Raw genomic sequence first — 17,618 nt, forward strand, 5'->3', positions numbered from 1 at the left:
ATCAGGTTCTCTCCGTTTTGCTTAACCACATTTCATCCATACCACCACCACGAATATGCATCGGATAAACGTGCTCGGTCCCATCAACAATCACATCCATAAAGACGAGGCGGTTGTTTTTAACGTGCTCAAGCGCTTCAGCGAGCTTCGTTTCCAGCTCAGCAGGGTCGGTCACACGCATGCCAACATGGCCGTAAGCTTCAGCAAGACGAACAAAATCCGGCAGCGATTTCATATATGACTGAGAATGACGGCCAGAATAGATCATATCCTGCCACTGCTTCACCATCCCGAGGTAGCCGTTATTCAGGTTCAGCACGAGAACCGGCAGTTCATACTGCAGTGCGGTAGACAGCTCCTGAATGTTCATCTGGATACTGCCGTCTCCGGTTACGCAGACGACGGTTTCATTCGGCAGTGCCAGCTTTACGCCAAGCGCGGCGGGCAGACCAAAGCCCATTGTTCCTAAACCACCTGAGTTGATCCAGTGTCGCGGTTTATCAAACGGGTAATACAGGGCGGCAAACATCTGGTGCTGACCCACGTCTGAGGTCACATACGCTTCACCTTTCGTCAGTCGCCACACCGCTTCGATGACCGCCTGCGGCTTAATGTTTTCGCTTTGCGTGTCATATTTCAGACACTGACGCGCGCGCCACCGATCAATCTGCTGCCACCAGTCGCGAATATCATCCAGCGGCTGGGTTGCGCTCTCCTGGGTCAACAGTTCCAGCATTTGCTCCAGAACCTGTCGGGCATCACCGACGATCGGCACATCGGCCGACACCGTTTTTGAAATGGACGTCGGATCGATATCAATATGCAGCACGGTGGCGTTCGGGCAATACTTCGCCAGGTTGTTGGTAGTACGATCGTCAAAGCGCACGCCAACGGCAAAGATCACATCGGAATGGTGCATCGTCATATTGGCTTCATAGGTACCGTGCATACCCAGCATACCCAACGCCTGACGGTGGGTGGCGGGAAACGCCCCCAGCCCCATCAGCGACGACGCAACTGGAAGATTGAGCTTTTCAATCAGTTCACGAAGCTGGACTTCACAGGCCGAATTGATCGCCCCGCCACCGACATAGACGACCGGTTTTTTGGCTGCCATAAGTGTTTGCAACGCTCGCTTGATCTGACCTTTATGGCCCTGCGTTGTTGGGTTGTAAGAACGCATGCTCACCGATTCCGGCCAGACATAAGGCAGCTTGTTTGCCGGGTTCAGTATATCTTTAGGTAGATCGACCACCACCGGTCCCGGACGCCCGCTTGCCGCAAGCCAGAAGGCTTTTTTCAGTACGCCAGGAATGTCTTCGGTTTGCTTGACCAGAAAACTGTGCTTCACAACGGGACGCGAAATCCCGACCATGTCGCACTCCTGAAACGCATCGTAGCCAATCAGTGAGGTTGCCACCTGCCCGGAGAGGATCACCAGCGGGATAGAGTCCATATACGCCGTTGCAATGCCGGTAATAGCGTTTGTCGCGCCGGGACCGGAGGTGACTAAGACCACGCCCACTTCACCCGTCGCACGCGCCAGGCCGTCAGCCATGTGAACCGCCGCCTGCTCATGACGTACCAGCACATGGTCAATGCCCCCTACCGTATGAAGCGCATCATAAATATCGAGGACCGCTCCGCCAGGGTAGCCGAACACTTGCTTCACGCCCTGATCGATCAGCGACCGAACGACCATTTCCGCGCCAGACAACATCTCCATGCTTTGCCTCCAGGCATTTTGTTATAGACGGACTGCCGAATTCATTTCCGCACCGTCTTACGATTGGGATGAGCCAATCTTATATTTTGCAGAGTGTTCTTTACCTTAACCGCTCGTTATGAGGCAGGCAATTAGCAAACTCGGGGAGATAAACGGTGCGTAAAGCAGAAAAAGCAGCGGTTAACAGAAGATATGGTTAATTCATCTGGTAATAGAGGATGGGATGATTAATCATCGCTGAAAAGCACGACAATGCAGGAAATCATCTATTTTTGCGCACCGGACAGCAGCCCGAAAAAAATCGCAACAGAATAAAATAGCAATTATCTAAAAAAACCCAGGATAAACCACACAAACCGGTGCAGTTTATCCTGATGTGTTTATCGGCGACAGATGCCAACCAGCAACTCTTCCATCCACTGGTGCCCTTTATCCCGACCCGCCGCTTCATGCCAGGAAAGGTAGCAGGTACGGCTATTTAGCTTGAGCGGCAGAGGCAGAATTTGCAGATTTAAGGATTCAGAAAACTCTTCTGCCAGCCAGCGCGGTGCAATCGCCACCAGTTGGGTCTGGGAGACAACGTTTAATACGCTGACCATTGCCATTCCCTGATACGCCACACACGCCTGTTTATCCGCAGTGTCATACCACGGCAGGCTAAAGGAAGCATATCTGTCGAGTGCAACAACAGCGTGCTGCTCGCTATAAACATCACCTTCTCGTAGCGGAGAAGTCAGGCGAGGATGTTTTTTACTGGCGACCAAAACCATTTCATCCTTAAAAACCGGCACGCAGGAAAACTCAGGTCGACGGAACTCTTCATATCCCAGGACAAATTCGATCTCCTGGTAGCGCAACTGATGTTCCGTGTTTTGATTGAGGGATGATTTAAAAACCAGATTGATATTTGGTGCGATCTCTTCAACTTTATTATAAATAATCGACGTTAAATAATTATCTAATGGGCTGCAGACGCAAAGATGAAAGACTCTCTCGCTGCTTAAGGGTTCAAAACCTGACCCCGGCAGCTCATTTTGTACCAGCTGCAGCGCCTGGCGGATTGAGCCGAATAACTGGAATGCACGCGCCGTGGGCTGGATCCCTCTCCCATAACGAACGAACAATTCATCGTTAAACATGACCTTAAGTCTCGCGACAGCATTACTGACGGCGGGTTGTGACATCCCCAACGTTTGTGCCGCACGGGTGATGTTCTGTTCCTGCATGACAGCATCAAACACCGTCAGAAGATTAAGGTCCACCGTACGTAACTGCGGTTTAATTCCATCAGCAGCTTGAGCTTGTTTAATATTATTTTCTGACACTTCAGACTCCACCGTCACGCTACACTCCCTTTGCCAACGTACTGTAATAATCGCGAAATATATGATTTATCATGCAAATATGACCAGCGAAAGAGAATTGTTTAAAATTCGGAATATATAAAGATGATAAAATAATGAAAATAAAAAGGCGTAAATTATATGCTTAACTTTAGGATTAAGATGAAACCATAAACCAAGCAAATATACAATTCGTCTCTGGTTAATGATGACTTAAGTATTATTAAACTGTTATTGCTGACGCTCTACATTAAGTTAACAACCTGTTATCTCGATTCATTTTTTAGAGCGTCTAAAATGATTCATTGAACTTATAACTTAATGATATTAAAACCCTTTAAGCCTAAAGCATCTATGGCTACGTACATTGTTCAATTTAAACAAATTATATTTATTTATTTCTGCAACCTTTTTCCCAGTCCAAAATTAGACAATTCGTCGGGTCGCAAAAGAGAAAACCAGCACAATTAGCTAAAGCCAAAAGTCTGCCTGTTCAGCCTGTCTGAGGCGTTTTTATCCTCAGGGGTTGACATGAACGGCCGTATCCAGTACCACTAAAAGCATATTGAATTTAACGGAGCACGATTCATGATTCGCACCATTCGTTTCACCGGTCTACTACTACTAAACGCATCCACTGTGCGCGGTAGACTGGCGGGCGAAATTCAGCGTTGAATCGTCACCAGTAAGACTAGAAACCCGCGCCACTGCGCGGGTTTTTTTATGCTCGTAGCAAGGCGCCCTAAGACTGACAAGGACCTAACCCATGAGCCAGCAAGTCATTATTTTCGATACAACTTTACGTGACGGTGAACAGGCATTACAGGCAAGCCTGAGTGTAAAAGAGAAACTGCAGATCGCGCTGGCTCTCGAACGTATGGGTGTCGACGTGATGGAAGTCGGTTTCCCGGTCTCGTCTCCGGGTGATTTCGAATCCGTCCAGACTATCGCCCGTACCATCAAAAACAGCCGCGTTTGTGGTCTGGCGCGCTGTGTAGAGAAAGATATCGACGTCGCGGCCGAATCGCTGAAAGTCGCCGAAGCCTTCCGTATTCATACCTTTATTGCCACCTCGCCGATGCATATCGCAACCAAATTGCGCAGCACACTGGATGAGGTTATTGAACGCGCGGTGTACATGGTTAAGCGTGCACGCAACTACACCGATGACGTTGAATTCTCCTGTGAAGATGCGGGCCGTACGCCAATTGACGATCTGGCGCGTGTCGTGGAAGCCGCTATCAACGCGGGCGCGAAAACTATCAACATTCCGGACACCGTTGGCTACACCATGCCGTTTGAGTTCTCCAATATCATTACCGGTCTGTATGAGCGCGTACCGAATATTGATAAAGCGATTATCTCTGTGCATACCCATGATGATTTGGGCCTGGCCGTTGGCAACGCCATCGCCGCGGTACACGCTGGCGCACGTCAGGTAGAAGGCGCGATGAATGGCATCGGCGAGCGCGCGGGTAACTGCTCGCTGGAAGAAGTGATCATGGCGATCAAAGTGCGCAAAGACATTATGAACGTGCACACCCGTATCAATCACAACGAAATCTGGCGTACCAGCCAGACCGTCAGCCAGATTTGCAACATGCCTATTCCTGCCAACAAAGCCATTGTCGGCACCGGCGCCTTCGCGCACTCCTCCGGTATTCACCAGGATGGCGTGCTGAAGAACCGCGAAAACTACGAAATTATGACCCCGGAATCCATTGGTCTGAACCAGGTGCAGCTGAATCTGACCTCTCGCTCAGGCCGTGCGGCCGTGAAGCACCGTATGGAAGAGATGGGTTACAAAGACAGCGAATACAACATGGATCAGCTGTACGACGCATTCGTGAAGCTGGCCGACAAAAAAGGTCAGGTGTTCGACTACGACCTGGAAGCGCTGGCCTTTATTAACAAGCAGCAGGAAGAGCCAGAGCACTTCCGTCTCGATTATTTTAACGTGCAGTCCGGCTCCAGCAATATTGCTACCGCCTCGGTCAAACTGGCCTGCGGTGATGAAATTAAAGCAGAAGCCGCTAACGGTAACGGCCCTGTCGATGCCATCTACCAGGCGATTAATCGCGTCACCGAGTACGACGTTGAGCTGGTGAAGTATGACCTGACGGCCAAAGGCCACGGTAAAGATGCACTGGGTCAGGTCGACATTGTTGTTACCCACAATGGCCGCCGTTTCCATGGCGTGGGTCTGGCGACCGATATCGTCGAATCCTCCGCGAAAGCGATGGTGCATGTTCTGAATAACATCTGGCGCGCCGCCGAAGTCGAAAAAGAGTTGCAACGCAAAGCTCAGAATAAAGAGAACAACAAGGAAACCGTGTAATGTCGAAGAATTACCATATTGCTGTGTTACCGGGCGACGGTATTGGCCCGGAAGTGATGGCACAGGCGCTGAAAGTACTGGAAGCCGTTCGCTCGCGTTTTGCGATGAAAATCACCACCAGCCACTACGATGTAGGCGGTATTGCGATTGATAACCACGGTACGCCATTGCCGAAAGCCACCGTTGAAGGCTGCGAAAATGCCGATGCCGTCCTGTTTGGTTCCGTAGGTGGCCCGAAATGGGAGCACCTGCCACCAGCAGAGCAGCCAGAACGCGGCGCGCTGCTGCCACTGCGTAAACATTTCAAGCTGTTCAGCAACCTGCGTCCGGCGAAGCTGTATCAGGGTCTGGAAGAGTTCTGCCCGCTGCGTGCTGATATTGCCGCCAACGGTTTTGATATTCTGTGCGTGCGTGAACTGACCGGTGGTATCTATTTCGGTCAGCCAAAAGGACGCGAAGGCAGCGGCCAGCATGAAAAAGCGTTTGATACCGAGGTGTATCACCGTTTCGAAATTGAACGTATTGCCCATATCGCGTTTGAGTCTGCGCGCAAGCGCCGCCATAAAGTGACCTCTATTGATAAAGCGAACGTGCTTCAGTCTTCCATTTTGTGGCGCGAAATCGTCAGCGAAGTCGCTAAGCAGTACCCGGACGTTGAGCTGTCGCACATGTACATCGACAACGCGACGATGCAGCTGATTAAAGATCCGTCCCAGTTTGATGTCCTGCTGTGTTCCAACCTGTTCGGGGATATTCTCTCGGACGAGTGCGCAATGATTACCGGCTCCATGGGCATGCTGCCATCCGCAAGCCTGAATGAAGAAGGCTTTGGCCTGTACGAGCCGGCAGGCGGCTCCGCGCCGGATATCGCAGGTAAAAACATTGCTAACCCGATTGCGCAGATCCTCTCTCTGGCCCTGCTGCTGCGTTACAGCCTGGATGCAGGCGATGCCGCAACCGCAATTGAAAACGCCATTAACCGGGCGTTAGAGGAAGGCGTCCGTACCGGCGATTTAGCACGCGGCACGGCGGCAGTCAGTACTGATGAAATGGGCGACATTATTGCCCGCTATGTTGCGCAAGGGGTGTAATCATGGCCAAAACGTTATATGAAAAATTGTTTGATGCGCACGTTGTCTACGAGGCCCAAAACGAAACCCCGCTGCTGTATATCGACAGACATCTGGTACACGAGGTGACCTCCCCTCAGGCGTTTGATGGCCTGCGCGCGCACAAGCGCCCGGTACGTCAGCCGGGAAAAACCTTCGCAACGATGGATCACAACGTTTCCACCCAAACCAAAGACATTAATGCGTCGGGTGAGATGGCGCGTATCCAGATGCAGGAGCTGATTAAGAACTGCAACGAGTTTGGCGTTGAGCTGTACGACCTGAACCACCCTTATCAGGGCATCGTCCACGTGATGGGGCCGGAGCAAGGAATTACCCTGCCGGGCATGACCATCGTCTGCGGTGATTCCCATACCGCGACGCACGGCGCGTTTGGCGCCCTGGCGTTCGGGATTGGTACCTCTGAAGTCGAACACGTTCTGGCAACGCAAACCCTGAAGCAGGGCCGCGCCAAAACCATGAAGATTGAAGTGAATGGTAAAGCCGCACCGGGGATCACCGCAAAAGATATCGTGCTGGCGATCATTGGTAAAACCGGCAGCGCAGGCGGTACCGGCCACGTGGTGGAATTCTGCGGTGAGGCCATTCAGGCCCTGAGCATGGAAGGCCGTATGACCTTGTGCAATATGGCCATCGAGATGGGCGCAAAAGCCGGGCTGGTCGCACCAGACGACACCACTTTTGACTATGTTAAGGGCCGTCTGCACGCGCCGAAAGGCCAGGATTTTGACGATGCGGTCGCGTACTGGAAAACCCTGAAAACCGATGATGGTGCCAGCTTCGATACCGTGGTTACCCTGCAGGCAGAAGAGATTGCCCCGCAGGTGACCTGGGGCACCAACCCGGGTCAGGTCATCTCCGTCAACGACAGCATCCCTGACCCGGCCTCGTTCACCGATCCGGTCGAGCGCGCCAGTGCGGAAAAAGCGCTGGCCTATATGGGGCTGAAACCTGGCGTTCCGTTGACCGACGTCGCCATTGATAAAGTCTTCATCGGCTCGTGCACTAACTCCCGTATTGAGGATTTACGTGCGGCTGCCGAGATTGCTAAAGGCCGTAAAGTCGCGCCAGGCGTACAGGCTCTGGTAGTTCCAGGCTCCGGTCCGGTGAAAGCTCAGGCGGAAGCCGAAGGTCTGGATAAGATCTTTATCGACGCGGGCTTCGAGTGGCGCCTGCCTGGCTGCTCCATGTGTCTGGCCATGAACAACGATCGTCTGAACCCGGGCGAACGCTGCGCCTCCACCAGTAACCGTAACTTTGAAGGCCGTCAGGGCCGCGGTGGGCGTACCCACCTGGTCAGCCCGGCCATGGCCGCCGCTGCAGCAGTCACCGGCCATTTCGCCGATATTCGCAGCCTGAAATAAGGAGACAATCATGGCAGAGAAATTTACCCAACATACGGGCCTGGTTGTCCCCCTGGACGCCGCTAACGTCGATACTGACGCCATCATTCCGAAACAGTTTCTGCAGAAAGTCACCCGCACCGGCTTTGGCGCACATCTGTTTAACGACTGGCGTTTCCTGGATGAGAAAGGTGAAGTGCCTAATCCGGAGTTCGTCCTGAACTTCCCGGAATACAAAGGCGCATCCATTTTGCTGGCGCGGGAAAACTTTGGCTGCGGTTCATCCCGTGAACACGCGCCGTGGGCCCTGACCGACTACGGTTTTAAAGTGGTTATCGCTCCGAGCTTTGCGGATATCTTCTACGGCAACAGCTTCAATAACCAGCTGCTGCCGGTGACGCTGAGCGATGCGCAGGTCGATGAACTGTTCGCACTGGTTCAGGCGAATCCGGGCATTTCATTTGAGGTGGATCTGGAAGCGGGCGTGGTGAAAGCCGGGGAGAAAACCTACAGCTTCAGCATTGACGCTTTCCGTCGTCACTGCATGTTGAACGGTCTGGACGGTATTGGCCTGACGCTCCAGCACGAAGACGCCATCTCAGCGTATGAGAAAAAACAGCCTGCGTTTATGGGCTAAAGGCAATGGCCCGCAGCGTGCGGGCCATTGATAAGGGTGCGTTGAGGCTCAACCGCCCTGGAGAGGCGGGGCAACGTCTCCCGCCAATACCGCTAACGTTTTGCTTCGTAAGCCAACACCGCCGCCAGCTCCGTTTTCTCCTGTCTGAAGTGCAGCTCACACAGCGAGTCGCGCACCATCCAGGTGAAGATCAATAGCGTCGTACAGATCAGAAACAAACCTAACAGCAGAGTACGTTTTGGCATTCCAGCCTCCTTATTGCTTTTCGGCAACGAAGAGACTAACCTCGCAATGTGGGTTGTGAAGTTGGTCTCCTCATCAGTTTTAATGATGTGGGACTCTCCACTGTTTGCCTCTTGCGAAAGCCTGAGGCAAACAGCCTCAAGCACCCGCCACGCACTCTATTCCCCTTCTTCATACCTGTCAGAAAGTCGTTTCATTTCGTGAAGCCGCCTTCCAGAATCACACATCCTTGACCCGGCAGGTCAACCCAAGCGTCACCACCGAAATCGCAGCAATCATCCAGTAAACCGAAGCATGGCCATAGCTTTGCGCCAGCGCCCCCTGAATCACCCCAGCCAAAATGACGCCCGTCGAAATGCTGTTGGTAAAAAGCGTGGTCGCCGAGCCAGCGCGGCCTGGCATTAAGTCCTGGAACCAGAGCATGCCGATTCCGGCGACAATGCCAATAAACACGGCGTTGAACAGCTGCAGCGCCAGTAACGCTTCGCGCGAATGGAAAAGGATCAGCCCCGCGTAAAACAGCACCCCAGCTGCCACCGCGACGATCATCATCCGACGCTTTCCGAAGCGCTTCACGTAGTAACCCGCCAGAATCATCGCCGGAATCTCCAGCCCGGCAGCGGTCCCCATTAAGATCCCGGCGAGCTTGTCCGGCAAGCCCAGATCGCTGCTGATCCACAGCGGCATGTCGATGATGTACATGGTGTTGCAGGTCCACATCAGCGTGGAGGCAATAAACAGCATGCGGACGTTTTTGTCCTGCCAGCCGCTCACCTGAGTAATCGGTTTATCAGTAGTTTGCTCGACCCGAGCCACGGACGGTAGCGCAAAAGCAATCAGCGCCAGGCTAATGACAAAAATCCCTGCCGCAATGGAAAACATGGCGGTAAAGCCATAGTTCAGCGCCAGCATGAAGGCCAGCGGCGGACCAATGACCCACGCCAGCGACAGCTGGGCACGCATCACCGAGCTGAACATCACCACTTCCCGCGCGGAGTTATCCGCATATTCACGGGCCAGGGCAAAAAGCTGCGGCATGGCGGTGTTCGCCAGCGACGCCAGCAGCACGCCACAGGTAATGAGCGTCAGGTAATCACGATTGAAAGCAAAAAGCAGCGCGTTACCCACGGCCATAGCGCAGCAAAAGAGGATCAACTTTCGACGATCGCCCTGGCTGTCCGATCGTTTCGCCAGCGCGAGGCTGACGAGGATCCCGGCAATCGCGTTGACGGTATAAAACAGACCTACCCAAAACGGCTGCGCGCCCACCTCGCGGCTGAGGAACAGGCTCAGCGTCGGCGCCTGTAGCGCCCCCGCCACGCCCATCATAAAGGCCACCAGCATAAAAGCGGCATAGACGCCGTTCAGGCGTCGCCCCATCGTCATCAACCAGAGCATGCGCAAGTCCTTGTGAAAGCGAATCGAAACCGGGTGAAAGAATAAACGAAAAAAGCCAGCAAAAACATTTTGCTGGCGGGTGATAAGCACCAATACTCAGTCACACATGATCGAGGCGAGTTAGCGAGAAGAGGTCGGTTTCGTAACGTCCCACTGCATCAGGTCTTCCAGAATTTTCAGCCGTTGCTCTGCACACTGACGGGCCAGCCAGGACGTTCCTTTTGTCGCTGAAAAATAGTGCTGATAAAACTGACGTGCGGTAGACCTCTTCATAATTTACCTCCTCACTTCATCGGTAAGGATTATTGGCTTAATATAGGGATTAATAAATTGCTGATTTTTTATCAGGAGTTCCCCTTTTATGCCTTCCGGTCGACTGCAACAACAATTTATCCGCCTCTGGCAGTGCTGTGAGGGGCAATCGCAGGAGACCACGCTGAACGAGCTGGCCGACCTGCTTAGCTGTTCCCGCCGTCATATGCGCACGCTACTCAATACCATGCAGCAGCAGGGCTGGTTAAGCTGGGAAGCGGAGGCGGGGCGCGGCAAACGCTCGCGCCTGACCTTCCTCTACACCGGGCTGGCGTTGCAGCAGCAGCGTGCTGAAGACCTGCTGGAGCAGGACCGAATTGACCAGCTGGTACAGCTGGTGGGCGACAAAGCCGCCGTGCGCCAGATGCTGGTTTCGCATCTCGGACGCAGTTTCCGCCAGGGCCGTCACATCCTGCGGGTCCTCTACTATCGGCCAATGAAAAATCTTTTGCCCGGCACGGCCTTACGCCGCTCAGAAACCCATATGGCCCGGCAAATCTTCAGCGGCCTGACGCGCATAAATGAGGAAAATGGGGAACTGGAAGCGGATATCGCGCACCACTGGCAGCAACTTTCCCCGTTTCACTGGCGCTTCTTCTTACGCCCCGGCATCCATTTTCACCATGGGCGAGAGCTGGAAATGCGCGACGTCATCGCCTCTCTGGAACGTGTCCGTAAACTACCGCTGTATTCGCATATTTCACGTGTTCACTCCCCAACGGCATGGACGCTCGATATTGAGCTGTCGCAGCAGGACAAGTGGCTTCCCTGGCTGCTGGGCTATGTGCCGTCGATGATTTTGCCTGGCGAGTGGGAATCAATGAACAATTTTGCCAGCCAGCCGATTGGCACCGGCCCCTACTCCGTATCCCGCAATAACAACAATCAGCTGAAAATCCGCGCGTTCGATGACTACTTTGGCTATCGGGCGCTTATCGATGAAGTGAACGTGTGGGTATTACCGGATCTCAATGAAGAGCTGAGCGCCGGCCTGACGCTGGAAGGCCCTACCACGGGAGAAAAAGCCGTGGAGAGCCGCCTGGAGGAGGGATGCTACTACCTGCTGTTTGACGGCCGCACCCATCGAGGGGCAAACCAGGCCGTCCGCAAGTGGATCAGCCACGTTTTGTCTCCCTCCAACCTGATTTACCATGCGGAAGAGCAGTACCAGACATACTGGTTCCCGGCGTACGGCCTGCTTCCGCGCTGGCACCACGCCCGCCCGGCGCACTGCGACAAACCCGCAGGGCTGGAGTCCATCACCCTGACCTACTACCGCGAACATGTTGAGCATCGTTTTATCGCCAGGATCATGACCAGACTGCTGGCAGCGGAGGGGGTCAGGCTGGACATCCGGGAAGTGGACTATGACGAATGGCACCAGGGGGAGCTTACCAGCGATATCTGGCTGAACAGCGCCAACTTCACCCTGCCGCTCGATTTTTCATTATTCTCACACCTGTATGAAGTTCCGCTGATCCAGCACTGCATCCAGCGTGACTGGCAGCAGGATGCAGCCCTGTGGCGTGCGGGCGAAATGAATCTTGCCGTGTGGTGCCAGCAGCTGCTGGCTGAACAGGCGATCGTCCCCTTGATCCACCACTGGTTGATGATCCAGGGACAGCGCAGTATGCGCGGTCTGCGGATGAACACTCTAGGATGGTTTGATTTCAAATCGGCCTGGTTTGCGCCGCCGGAACCATAACGCTTTCGTAATATTCACCAAATCATTACAATACCGCCGTTCTCAACGGGGTGCTGCATCACAGATGTGCGCTGAGATAATACCCGTCGAACCTGATCCGGATAACGCCGGCGAAGGGATTTGAGGCTGTCGCTCAAAATCCTTTGCCACTCAACTTTGAGGTGCAAAGTGTTAAAAAAAGCTCTTCCCCTGTTGGCGCTGTTTGCGCTGCCTGCTTTTGCTAAGCCCGTTCTGACGGTCTACACCTACGACTCCTTTTCTGCCGACTGGGGCCCTGGCCCGGTAGTCAAAAAAGCCTTTGAAGCTGACTGTAACTGCGAACTGAAGTTCGTGGCGCTGGAAGATGGCGTCTCGCTGCTCAACCGTCTGCGCATGGAAGGTAAAAACAGTAAAGCCGATGTGGTGCTCGGGCTGGATAACAACCTGCTGGACGCCGCCTCGCAAACCAAACTGTTTGCCAAAAGCGGCGTAGCGGCAGATACCGTCAACGTGCCGGGCGGCTGGAAAAACGACACCTTTGTGCCGTTCGACTACGGCTACTTTGCCTTTGTGTACGACAAAAACAAGCTGAAAAACCCGCCGAAGAGCCTGAAAGAGCTGGTGGAAAGTGACCAGAAATGGCGCGTAATTTATGAAGACCCTCGCACCAGTACGCCGGGTCTGGGCCTGCTGCTGTGGATGCAGAAAGTCTACGGGGACAAAGCGCCGCAAGCGTGGCAGAAGCTGGCCGCCAAAACCGTGACGGTGACCAAGGGCTGGAGCGAAGCCTATGGTCTGTTCCTGAAAGGCGAAAGCGACCTGGTGTTGAGCTACACCACCTCCCCGGCCTATCACATTATCGCCGAGAAGAAAGATAACTACGCTGCTGCTGATTTTGCTGAAGGGCATTATCTGCAGGTTGAGGTGGCCGCGCGCACCGTCGCCAGCAAGCAGCCGGAACTCGCTGAAAAGTTCCTGAAATTTATGGTTTCACCCGCGTTCCAGAACGCCATCCCGTCAGGAAACTGGATGTATCCCGTCACGAACGTTGCGCTGCCAGCAGGTTTCGAGCAACTGACCAAACCAAAAACCTCGCTGGAATTTACGCCGCAGCAGGTCGCCGCGCAGCGTGCGGCATGGGTAAGTGAATGGCAACGCGCCGTCAGCCGTTAATTCCCGGCTGGTTACTGCCCGGGCTGCTCGCCGCCGTAGTCATGGTGGCGGTCAGCCTGGGGGCCTTTCTTGCATTGTGGTTTAACGCGCCAGAGAGTGACCTGCCCGCGCTCTGGCACGACAGCTATCTCTGGCACGTCATTCGTTTCTCTTTCTGGCAGGCGTTTCTTTCTGCCCTGCTGTCGGTGATCCCGGCCATTTTCCTGGCGCGGGCGCTCTACCGCAGGCGTTTCCCCGGCAGGCAGGCGCTTTTACGACTGTGTGCCATGACGCTGATCCTGCCCGTTCTGGTGGCGGTATTCGGCATTCTGAGCGTGTATGGTCGCCAGGGCTGGCTGGCGTCACTCTTTGCGGCTCTCGGCCTGGAGTGGACCTTCTCCCCTTACGGGCTCAAGGGCATTCTGCTGGCGCACGTGTTTTTCAATATGCCGATGGCGACACGCCTCTTTTTGCAGGCGCTGGAGAACATTCCCGGCGAACAGCGTCAGATTGCCGCCCAGCTAGGCATGCGCGGCATGTCATTCTTCCGCTTTGTCGAATGGCCGTGGCTGCGCCGCCAGCTTCCCCCTGTAGCGGCATTAATCTTCATGCTCTGCTTTGCCAGCTTTGCCACCGTGCTTTCACTCGGCGGCGGACCGCAGGCCACAACCATTGAGCTGGCGATTTATCAGGCGCTGAGTTACGACTACGATCCCGGTCGTGCCGCACTGCTGGCGATGGTACAGATGGGATGCTGCCTTGCGCTGGTGCTGCTGAGCCAGCGTCTGAGTAGAGCCATTCCCCCCGGCACTCATCAGGTGACCGGCTGGCGCGACCCGCAGGACAGCCTGCACAGCCGCATCACCGATTTTCTCCTGATCGCGCTGGCACTTCTGCTGCTGCTGCCGCCGCTGATGGCCGTTATCGTTGACGGTCTTAACCTCAATCTCATGTCCGTCCTGCAACAGCCCATCCTCTGGCGGGCCACCGGGACCTCGCTTCGTATCGCCCTGGCGGCAGGTCTGCTGTGCGTCATGCTGACCATGATGCTGCTGTGGAGCAGCCGCGAACTCTATGCCCGTCAGGCCCAAAAAGCCGGACACGCGCTGGAACTGACAGGCATGCTGATTCTGGCAATGCCGGGGATCGTGCTGGCGACGGGCTTCTTCTTGCTGTTCAACAGTACCATCGGCCTGCCGGAAAACGCCGACGGTATTGTGATTTTTACCAACGCACTGATGGCTATTCCTTACGCGCTCAAGGTGCTGGAAAATCCGATGCGCGACGTCAACAGCCGCTACAGTTTGCTCTGTCAGTCGCTGGGGATGCAGGGATGGCGGCGATTGAAAATAGTCGAACTGCGTGCCCTGAAACGCCCGCTGGCTCAGGCGTTAGCCTTCGCCTGCGTGCTTTCAATTGGTGATTTTGGCGTGGTAGCACTCTTCGGCAATGACGATTTCCGCACGCTGCCCTACTGGCTGTATCAGCAGATCGGCTCTTATCGAAGTCAGGACGGTGCTGTCACCGCGCTGCTGCTGCTGCTGCTGTGCTTTGCGTTATTTACCGTTATCGAAAAAATCCCGGGGCGTGATGTTAAAACTGATTGATGTAACCTGGCTCTACCAGCACCTGCCCATGCGCTTCACTCTTTCGGTACGTCAGGGTGAGATGATTGCGGTGCTCGGCCCAAGCGGTGCAGGAAAGAGTACCTTGCTTAATCTGATCGCCGGTTTTCTGCAGCCGGCAAGCGGATCGATAGAGATTGAAAACCGCGACCATACCCATACTCCACCGGCAAAGCGCCCGGTGTCGATGCTGTTCCAGGAAAATAACCTGTTTACCCATCTGACGGTACGGCAAAACATCGGGCTGGGTATGGATCCGGGGCTAAAGCTCAACGACGCGCAGCGTCAAAAGCTGGAAAGGATTGCCGACCAGATGGGCATTACCGCTTTTCTTGACCGCTTGCCCGGCGAGCTTTCCGGAGGGCAGCGTCAGCGCGTGGCGCTGGCGCGTTGTCTGGTACGCGAGCAGCCGGTGCTGCTTCTGGATGAACCCTTCTCCGCACTCGATCCCGCGCTGAGGCAGGAGATGCTTGCCCTGGTGCAGGACGTCTGCCAGCGCCAGCAGCTGACCATGCTGATGGTGTCACATAGCATTGAAGATGCTGTACGCATTGCGCCGCGATCGGTGGTGATCGCGGAGGGACGTATTTTATGGGATGGCGAAACTGAAGCGCTGATGAGCGGAAAAACAAGCGCGTCGCACCTGCTGGGAATTCATTAGCGGCTCACCACCTTCAACAGGATCTCACCGTACACCGGCATCAGCGGATGGCGAATCAATGCCACCAGCGCCACCACCGCAACGCCCAGCGTCAACGGTGCCAGCCACAACAGGCGAGCGCGGGGAAGATAGCGCGTCAGGCGATCGATATTCGCTTTCGCGCTGCGCCACAGCCGCCAGCACAGCCATGCCGCCAGCCACAGCAGCACTGCCGTCCCCAAAAGCAGCCACTTAAACTCACCGCTTTGCATACCGTCAGGAATATCGATGGCTGCACCCGCGAGGATCCCCGGCAGGAAGTAGAACGGCGGCCAGAAGACGCAGCCGATGATATTCGGTACCACAAACTTGGCGACGGGCAGATCCAGCATCCCGGCGACCATAGGAACCAGCGGACGCGTAGGCCCGACAAAGCGACCGACGAGGATGGTAAACATACTGTGCTGATGCAGCGCATGCTCGGTTTTATCCAGCAAGGCTTTGTTCTTTTTCATAAACGACCAGCGGTGCAGCGGCTTCTTAAAGCGCCAGCCCAGCCAGAAGGAGATCCAGTCGCCCAGCAGGCAGCCGATAATCCCGGCCAGCCAAGCCTGCCAGAAATTAACCTCACCGCTGCCAATCAGCGCGCCAAGCCCTGCCATCATCACGGTACCGGGCAGGATTAACCCCACAAGTGCCAGCGATTCCAGAAACGCCACCAGCGCCACGGCGATGAGCGAATACATAACGGACTGGGTAATAAAGTGTTCCAGCAATGCCTGCATAACTATTCCGGTCAGAAAACGAATCAGCGATTCTGCTTAGCGCCCCGCACCGCGTCAAGGCAACAATTGTCTGAATAGTTTACAGGCTGCTTTCCGCATTCACCTGTTTGTTTATCTTTTTTTACCGTTTATTCACATCCCGCGCGGAATTCACTCGGGCTGGCTCCGGTGCATTTTTTAAATACGCGAGAAAAATAGAGCTGATCTTCAAAGCCTACGTTACGTCCCACGGTGGCAATCGGCATCCGGGTGGTGCTGAGCAGAAGCTTCGCCTGGCTGATGCGCTGATCCTCACGCCAGCTCAACACGCTAACGCCAAGCTGCTGACGAAACAGATGCGACAGCCGCGACGGCGACAGACAAACATGCTGGGCAACGCTGGCGATATCAAACTGGCTATCGGCGAGGTGGTCGCTGATGTACTGACAGGCGTCGCGCACGCGGTTATCCAGCGGCGGGTTAAGCGATTCGTTGATTGCCTCCATCCGACGCAGCAGCACCTGCTCGAGCAGGTTAATGGCCAGCAGTTCGGCATAACGCCCTCCTGCCTGCCCCGCCTCAATAATCTGGGCAAAAAGCTCGCGAAACTGAGCCAGATGAACCTCATCCGGACGATAAAAACCGGTATGCGCAAAAATAGCCGGCCACGAAAGCCACTCCTGCCAGTAGGCGCGTGGACGGAAGTAGACCCACTGGTGATACCACTCTTTGGCATCAGGGTGGCGTCCGTAATGGTGGATCTCCCCTGGCGGGAACAGCAGGATATCGCCGGGGCGGCAGACGAACTGCTGGTCACCGTTCTTGATGATCCCTTCCCCTCGCACGGTCAGGTTAAGAATATATCCTTTCATCCCGAGCGGTCGGTCGACGTAAAAATCGAGATATCCCTCAGCCTCGATAGGGGTCAGCCCCGCCACAAGGTGTGCGTTAAACGAGTATCCCGGCAGGAGGGGATCGTTTTGCGTTTCGGCCATAGATTCAGTTCTCCCAAGGGTCCTGAAGGAAACCAATTGTCCATATCATTAAAAGCAGGTTAAAAATGGCCCGCGAAAAGATCCAAAAATCATCACGCCGCTTTTACGTCCGCCATGTTTCAGCCTTTCCCCCTGATTTCTCCGCCAGAGCAGGCAGATAAGCAGTAACAAAAGTGTCTATAAGTGCGGCAGAAATGTCCACATTGAATATTTGCACAGCGTCACACTTTCCGTTGTAACAGCAATTTAGTCCATAAGATTAGCGGATCCTGCCTGACGATTTTCGCC

16 protein-coding genes and 1 riboswitch are annotated in these 17,618 nt (G+C 54.6%); of the genes, 9 read left to right on the forward strand and 7 right to left on the reverse strand.

The genetic code is table 11. From position 1 onward, the window contains the following. Position 1: 1 nt before the first annotated feature. Positions 2-1,726 carry an acetolactate synthase 3 large subunit gene (gene ilvI / locus PYW49_RS15800; RefSeq protein ID WP_320386924.1) on the reverse strand — a complete coding sequence of 575 codons (1,725 nt, stop codon included), beginning with the start codon at positions 1,724-1,726 and terminating at the stop codon, positions 2-4. Between the two features lie 380 nt (positions 1,727-2,106). After that, positions 2,107-3,069: a transcriptional regulator LeuO gene (leuO, locus tag PYW49_RS15805; protein ID WP_286164376.1), complete on the reverse strand. Its 963-nt coding sequence runs from the start codon at positions 3,067-3,069 to the stop codon at positions 2,107-2,109. A 588-nt stretch (positions 3,070-3,657) separates the two neighbouring features. Here leuO and leuL point away from each other — a divergent pair. From leuL to leuD, 5 genes are all read left to right on the forward strand, one after another. Beyond that, positions 3,658-3,744: a leu operon leader peptide gene (leuL, locus tag PYW49_RS23395; protein WP_071530973.1), complete on the forward strand. Its 87-nt coding sequence runs from the start codon at positions 3,658-3,660 to the stop codon at positions 3,742-3,744. Positions 3,745-3,835: 91 nt separating this feature from the next. Then, a complete protein-coding gene (leuA, locus tag PYW49_RS15810) occupies positions 3,836-5,407 on the forward strand; it encodes a 2-isopropylmalate synthase (RefSeq protein ID WP_134349642.1) in 1,572 nt (523 codons plus the stop codon). Beyond that, the gene (gene leuB, locus PYW49_RS15815) at positions 5,407-6,498 is read left to right on the forward strand and encodes a 3-isopropylmalate dehydrogenase (RefSeq protein WP_047346341.1); all 1,092 of its coding nucleotides are present in this window, start codon (positions 5,407-5,409) and stop codon (positions 6,496-6,498) included. Before leuA ends, leuB begins: the two co-directional genes overlap by 1 nt. Positions 6,499-6,500: 2 nt before the next feature. Further along, the gene (gene leuC / locus PYW49_RS15820) at positions 6,501-7,901 is read left to right on the forward strand and encodes a 3-isopropylmalate dehydratase large subunit (protein WP_320386925.1); all 1,401 of its coding nucleotides are present in this window, start codon (positions 6,501-6,503) and stop codon (positions 7,899-7,901) included. 10 nt (positions 7,902-7,911) lie between these two features. Then, the gene (leuD, locus tag PYW49_RS15825; RefSeq protein ID WP_320386926.1) at positions 7,912-8,517 is read left to right on the forward strand and encodes a 3-isopropylmalate dehydratase small subunit; all 606 of its coding nucleotides are present in this window, start codon (positions 7,912-7,914) and stop codon (positions 8,515-8,517) included. Positions 8,518-8,609: 92 nt separating this feature from the next. Here the strand turns inward: leuD and PYW49_RS15830 are convergent, their stop codons facing one another. The 3 genes from PYW49_RS15830 to sgrT all read right to left on the reverse strand — a co-directional run bounded on the left by PYW49_RS15830 (position 8,610) and on the right by sgrT (position 10,431). Beyond that, the gene (locus tag PYW49_RS15830) at positions 8,610-8,762 is read right to left on the reverse strand and encodes a Hok/Gef family protein (RefSeq protein WP_010427008.1); all 153 of its coding nucleotides are present in this window, start codon (positions 8,760-8,762) and stop codon (positions 8,610-8,612) included. 217 nt (positions 8,763-8,979) lie between these two features. Next, positions 8,980-10,158: a sugar efflux transporter gene (locus PYW49_RS15835; RefSeq protein WP_134349639.1), complete on the reverse strand. Its 1,179-nt coding sequence runs from the start codon at positions 10,156-10,158 to the stop codon at positions 8,980-8,982. A gap of 120 nt (positions 10,159-10,278) precedes the next feature. After that, positions 10,279-10,431: a glucose uptake inhibitor SgrT gene (gene sgrT, locus PYW49_RS15840; RefSeq protein ID WP_032672519.1), complete on the reverse strand. Its 153-nt coding sequence runs from the start codon at positions 10,429-10,431 to the stop codon at positions 10,279-10,281. Between the two features lie 88 nt (positions 10,432-10,519). On the opposite strand from sgrT, the gene sgrR reads away from it, so the two are divergent. From sgrR to thiQ, 4 genes are all read left to right on the forward strand, one after another. Continuing rightward, positions 10,520-12,175, forward strand: coding sequence for an HTH-type transcriptional regulator SgrR (gene sgrR, locus PYW49_RS15845; RefSeq protein ID WP_320386927.1), 1,656 nt, complete (start codon positions 10,520-10,522; stop codon positions 12,173-12,175). A 36-nt stretch (positions 12,176-12,211) separates the two neighbouring features. After that, a riboswitch (TPP riboswitch) is annotated at positions 12,212-12,312 on the forward strand. A 31-nt stretch (positions 12,313-12,343) separates the two neighbouring features. Further along, entirely contained in the window at positions 12,344-13,327 is a 984-nt protein-coding gene (thiB, locus tag PYW49_RS15850) for a thiamine ABC transporter substrate binding subunit (RefSeq protein WP_320386928.1), read from the forward strand. Next, positions 13,303-14,913 carry a thiamine/thiamine pyrophosphate ABC transporter permease ThiP gene (gene thiP / locus PYW49_RS15855; RefSeq protein WP_320386929.1) on the forward strand — a complete coding sequence of 537 codons (1,611 nt, stop codon included), beginning with the start codon at positions 13,303-13,305 and terminating at the stop codon, positions 14,911-14,913. The genes thiB and thiP overlap by 25 nt, the downstream gene beginning before the upstream one ends. Further along, a complete protein-coding gene (thiQ, locus tag PYW49_RS15860; RefSeq protein WP_320386930.1) occupies positions 14,897-15,592 on the forward strand; it encodes a thiamine ABC transporter ATP-binding protein ThiQ in 696 nt (231 codons plus the stop codon). The genes thiP and thiQ overlap by 17 nt, the downstream gene beginning before the upstream one ends. Here the strand turns inward: thiQ and PYW49_RS15865 are convergent. Both PYW49_RS15865 and araC read right to left on the reverse strand, forming a co-directional pair. Continuing rightward, on the reverse strand, positions 15,589-16,356 hold the full coding sequence (locus tag PYW49_RS15865; RefSeq protein WP_320386931.1) for a DedA family protein: 768 nt from the start codon (positions 16,354-16,356) through the stop codon (positions 15,589-15,591). The two genes, thiQ and PYW49_RS15865, sit on opposite strands and share 4 nt — an antisense overlap. Positions 16,357-16,484: 128 nt before the next feature. Beyond that, entirely contained in the window at positions 16,485-17,330 is an 846-nt protein-coding gene (araC, locus tag PYW49_RS15870) for an arabinose operon transcriptional regulator AraC (RefSeq protein WP_116342460.1), read from the reverse strand. Positions 17,331-17,618 lie beyond the last annotated feature (288 nt).

The organism is Enterobacter chinensis (assembly GCF_034008295.1).
In the GTDB taxonomy this organism is placed as follows: domain Bacteria; phylum Pseudomonadota; class Gammaproteobacteria; order Enterobacterales; family Enterobacteriaceae; genus Enterobacter; species Enterobacter chinensis.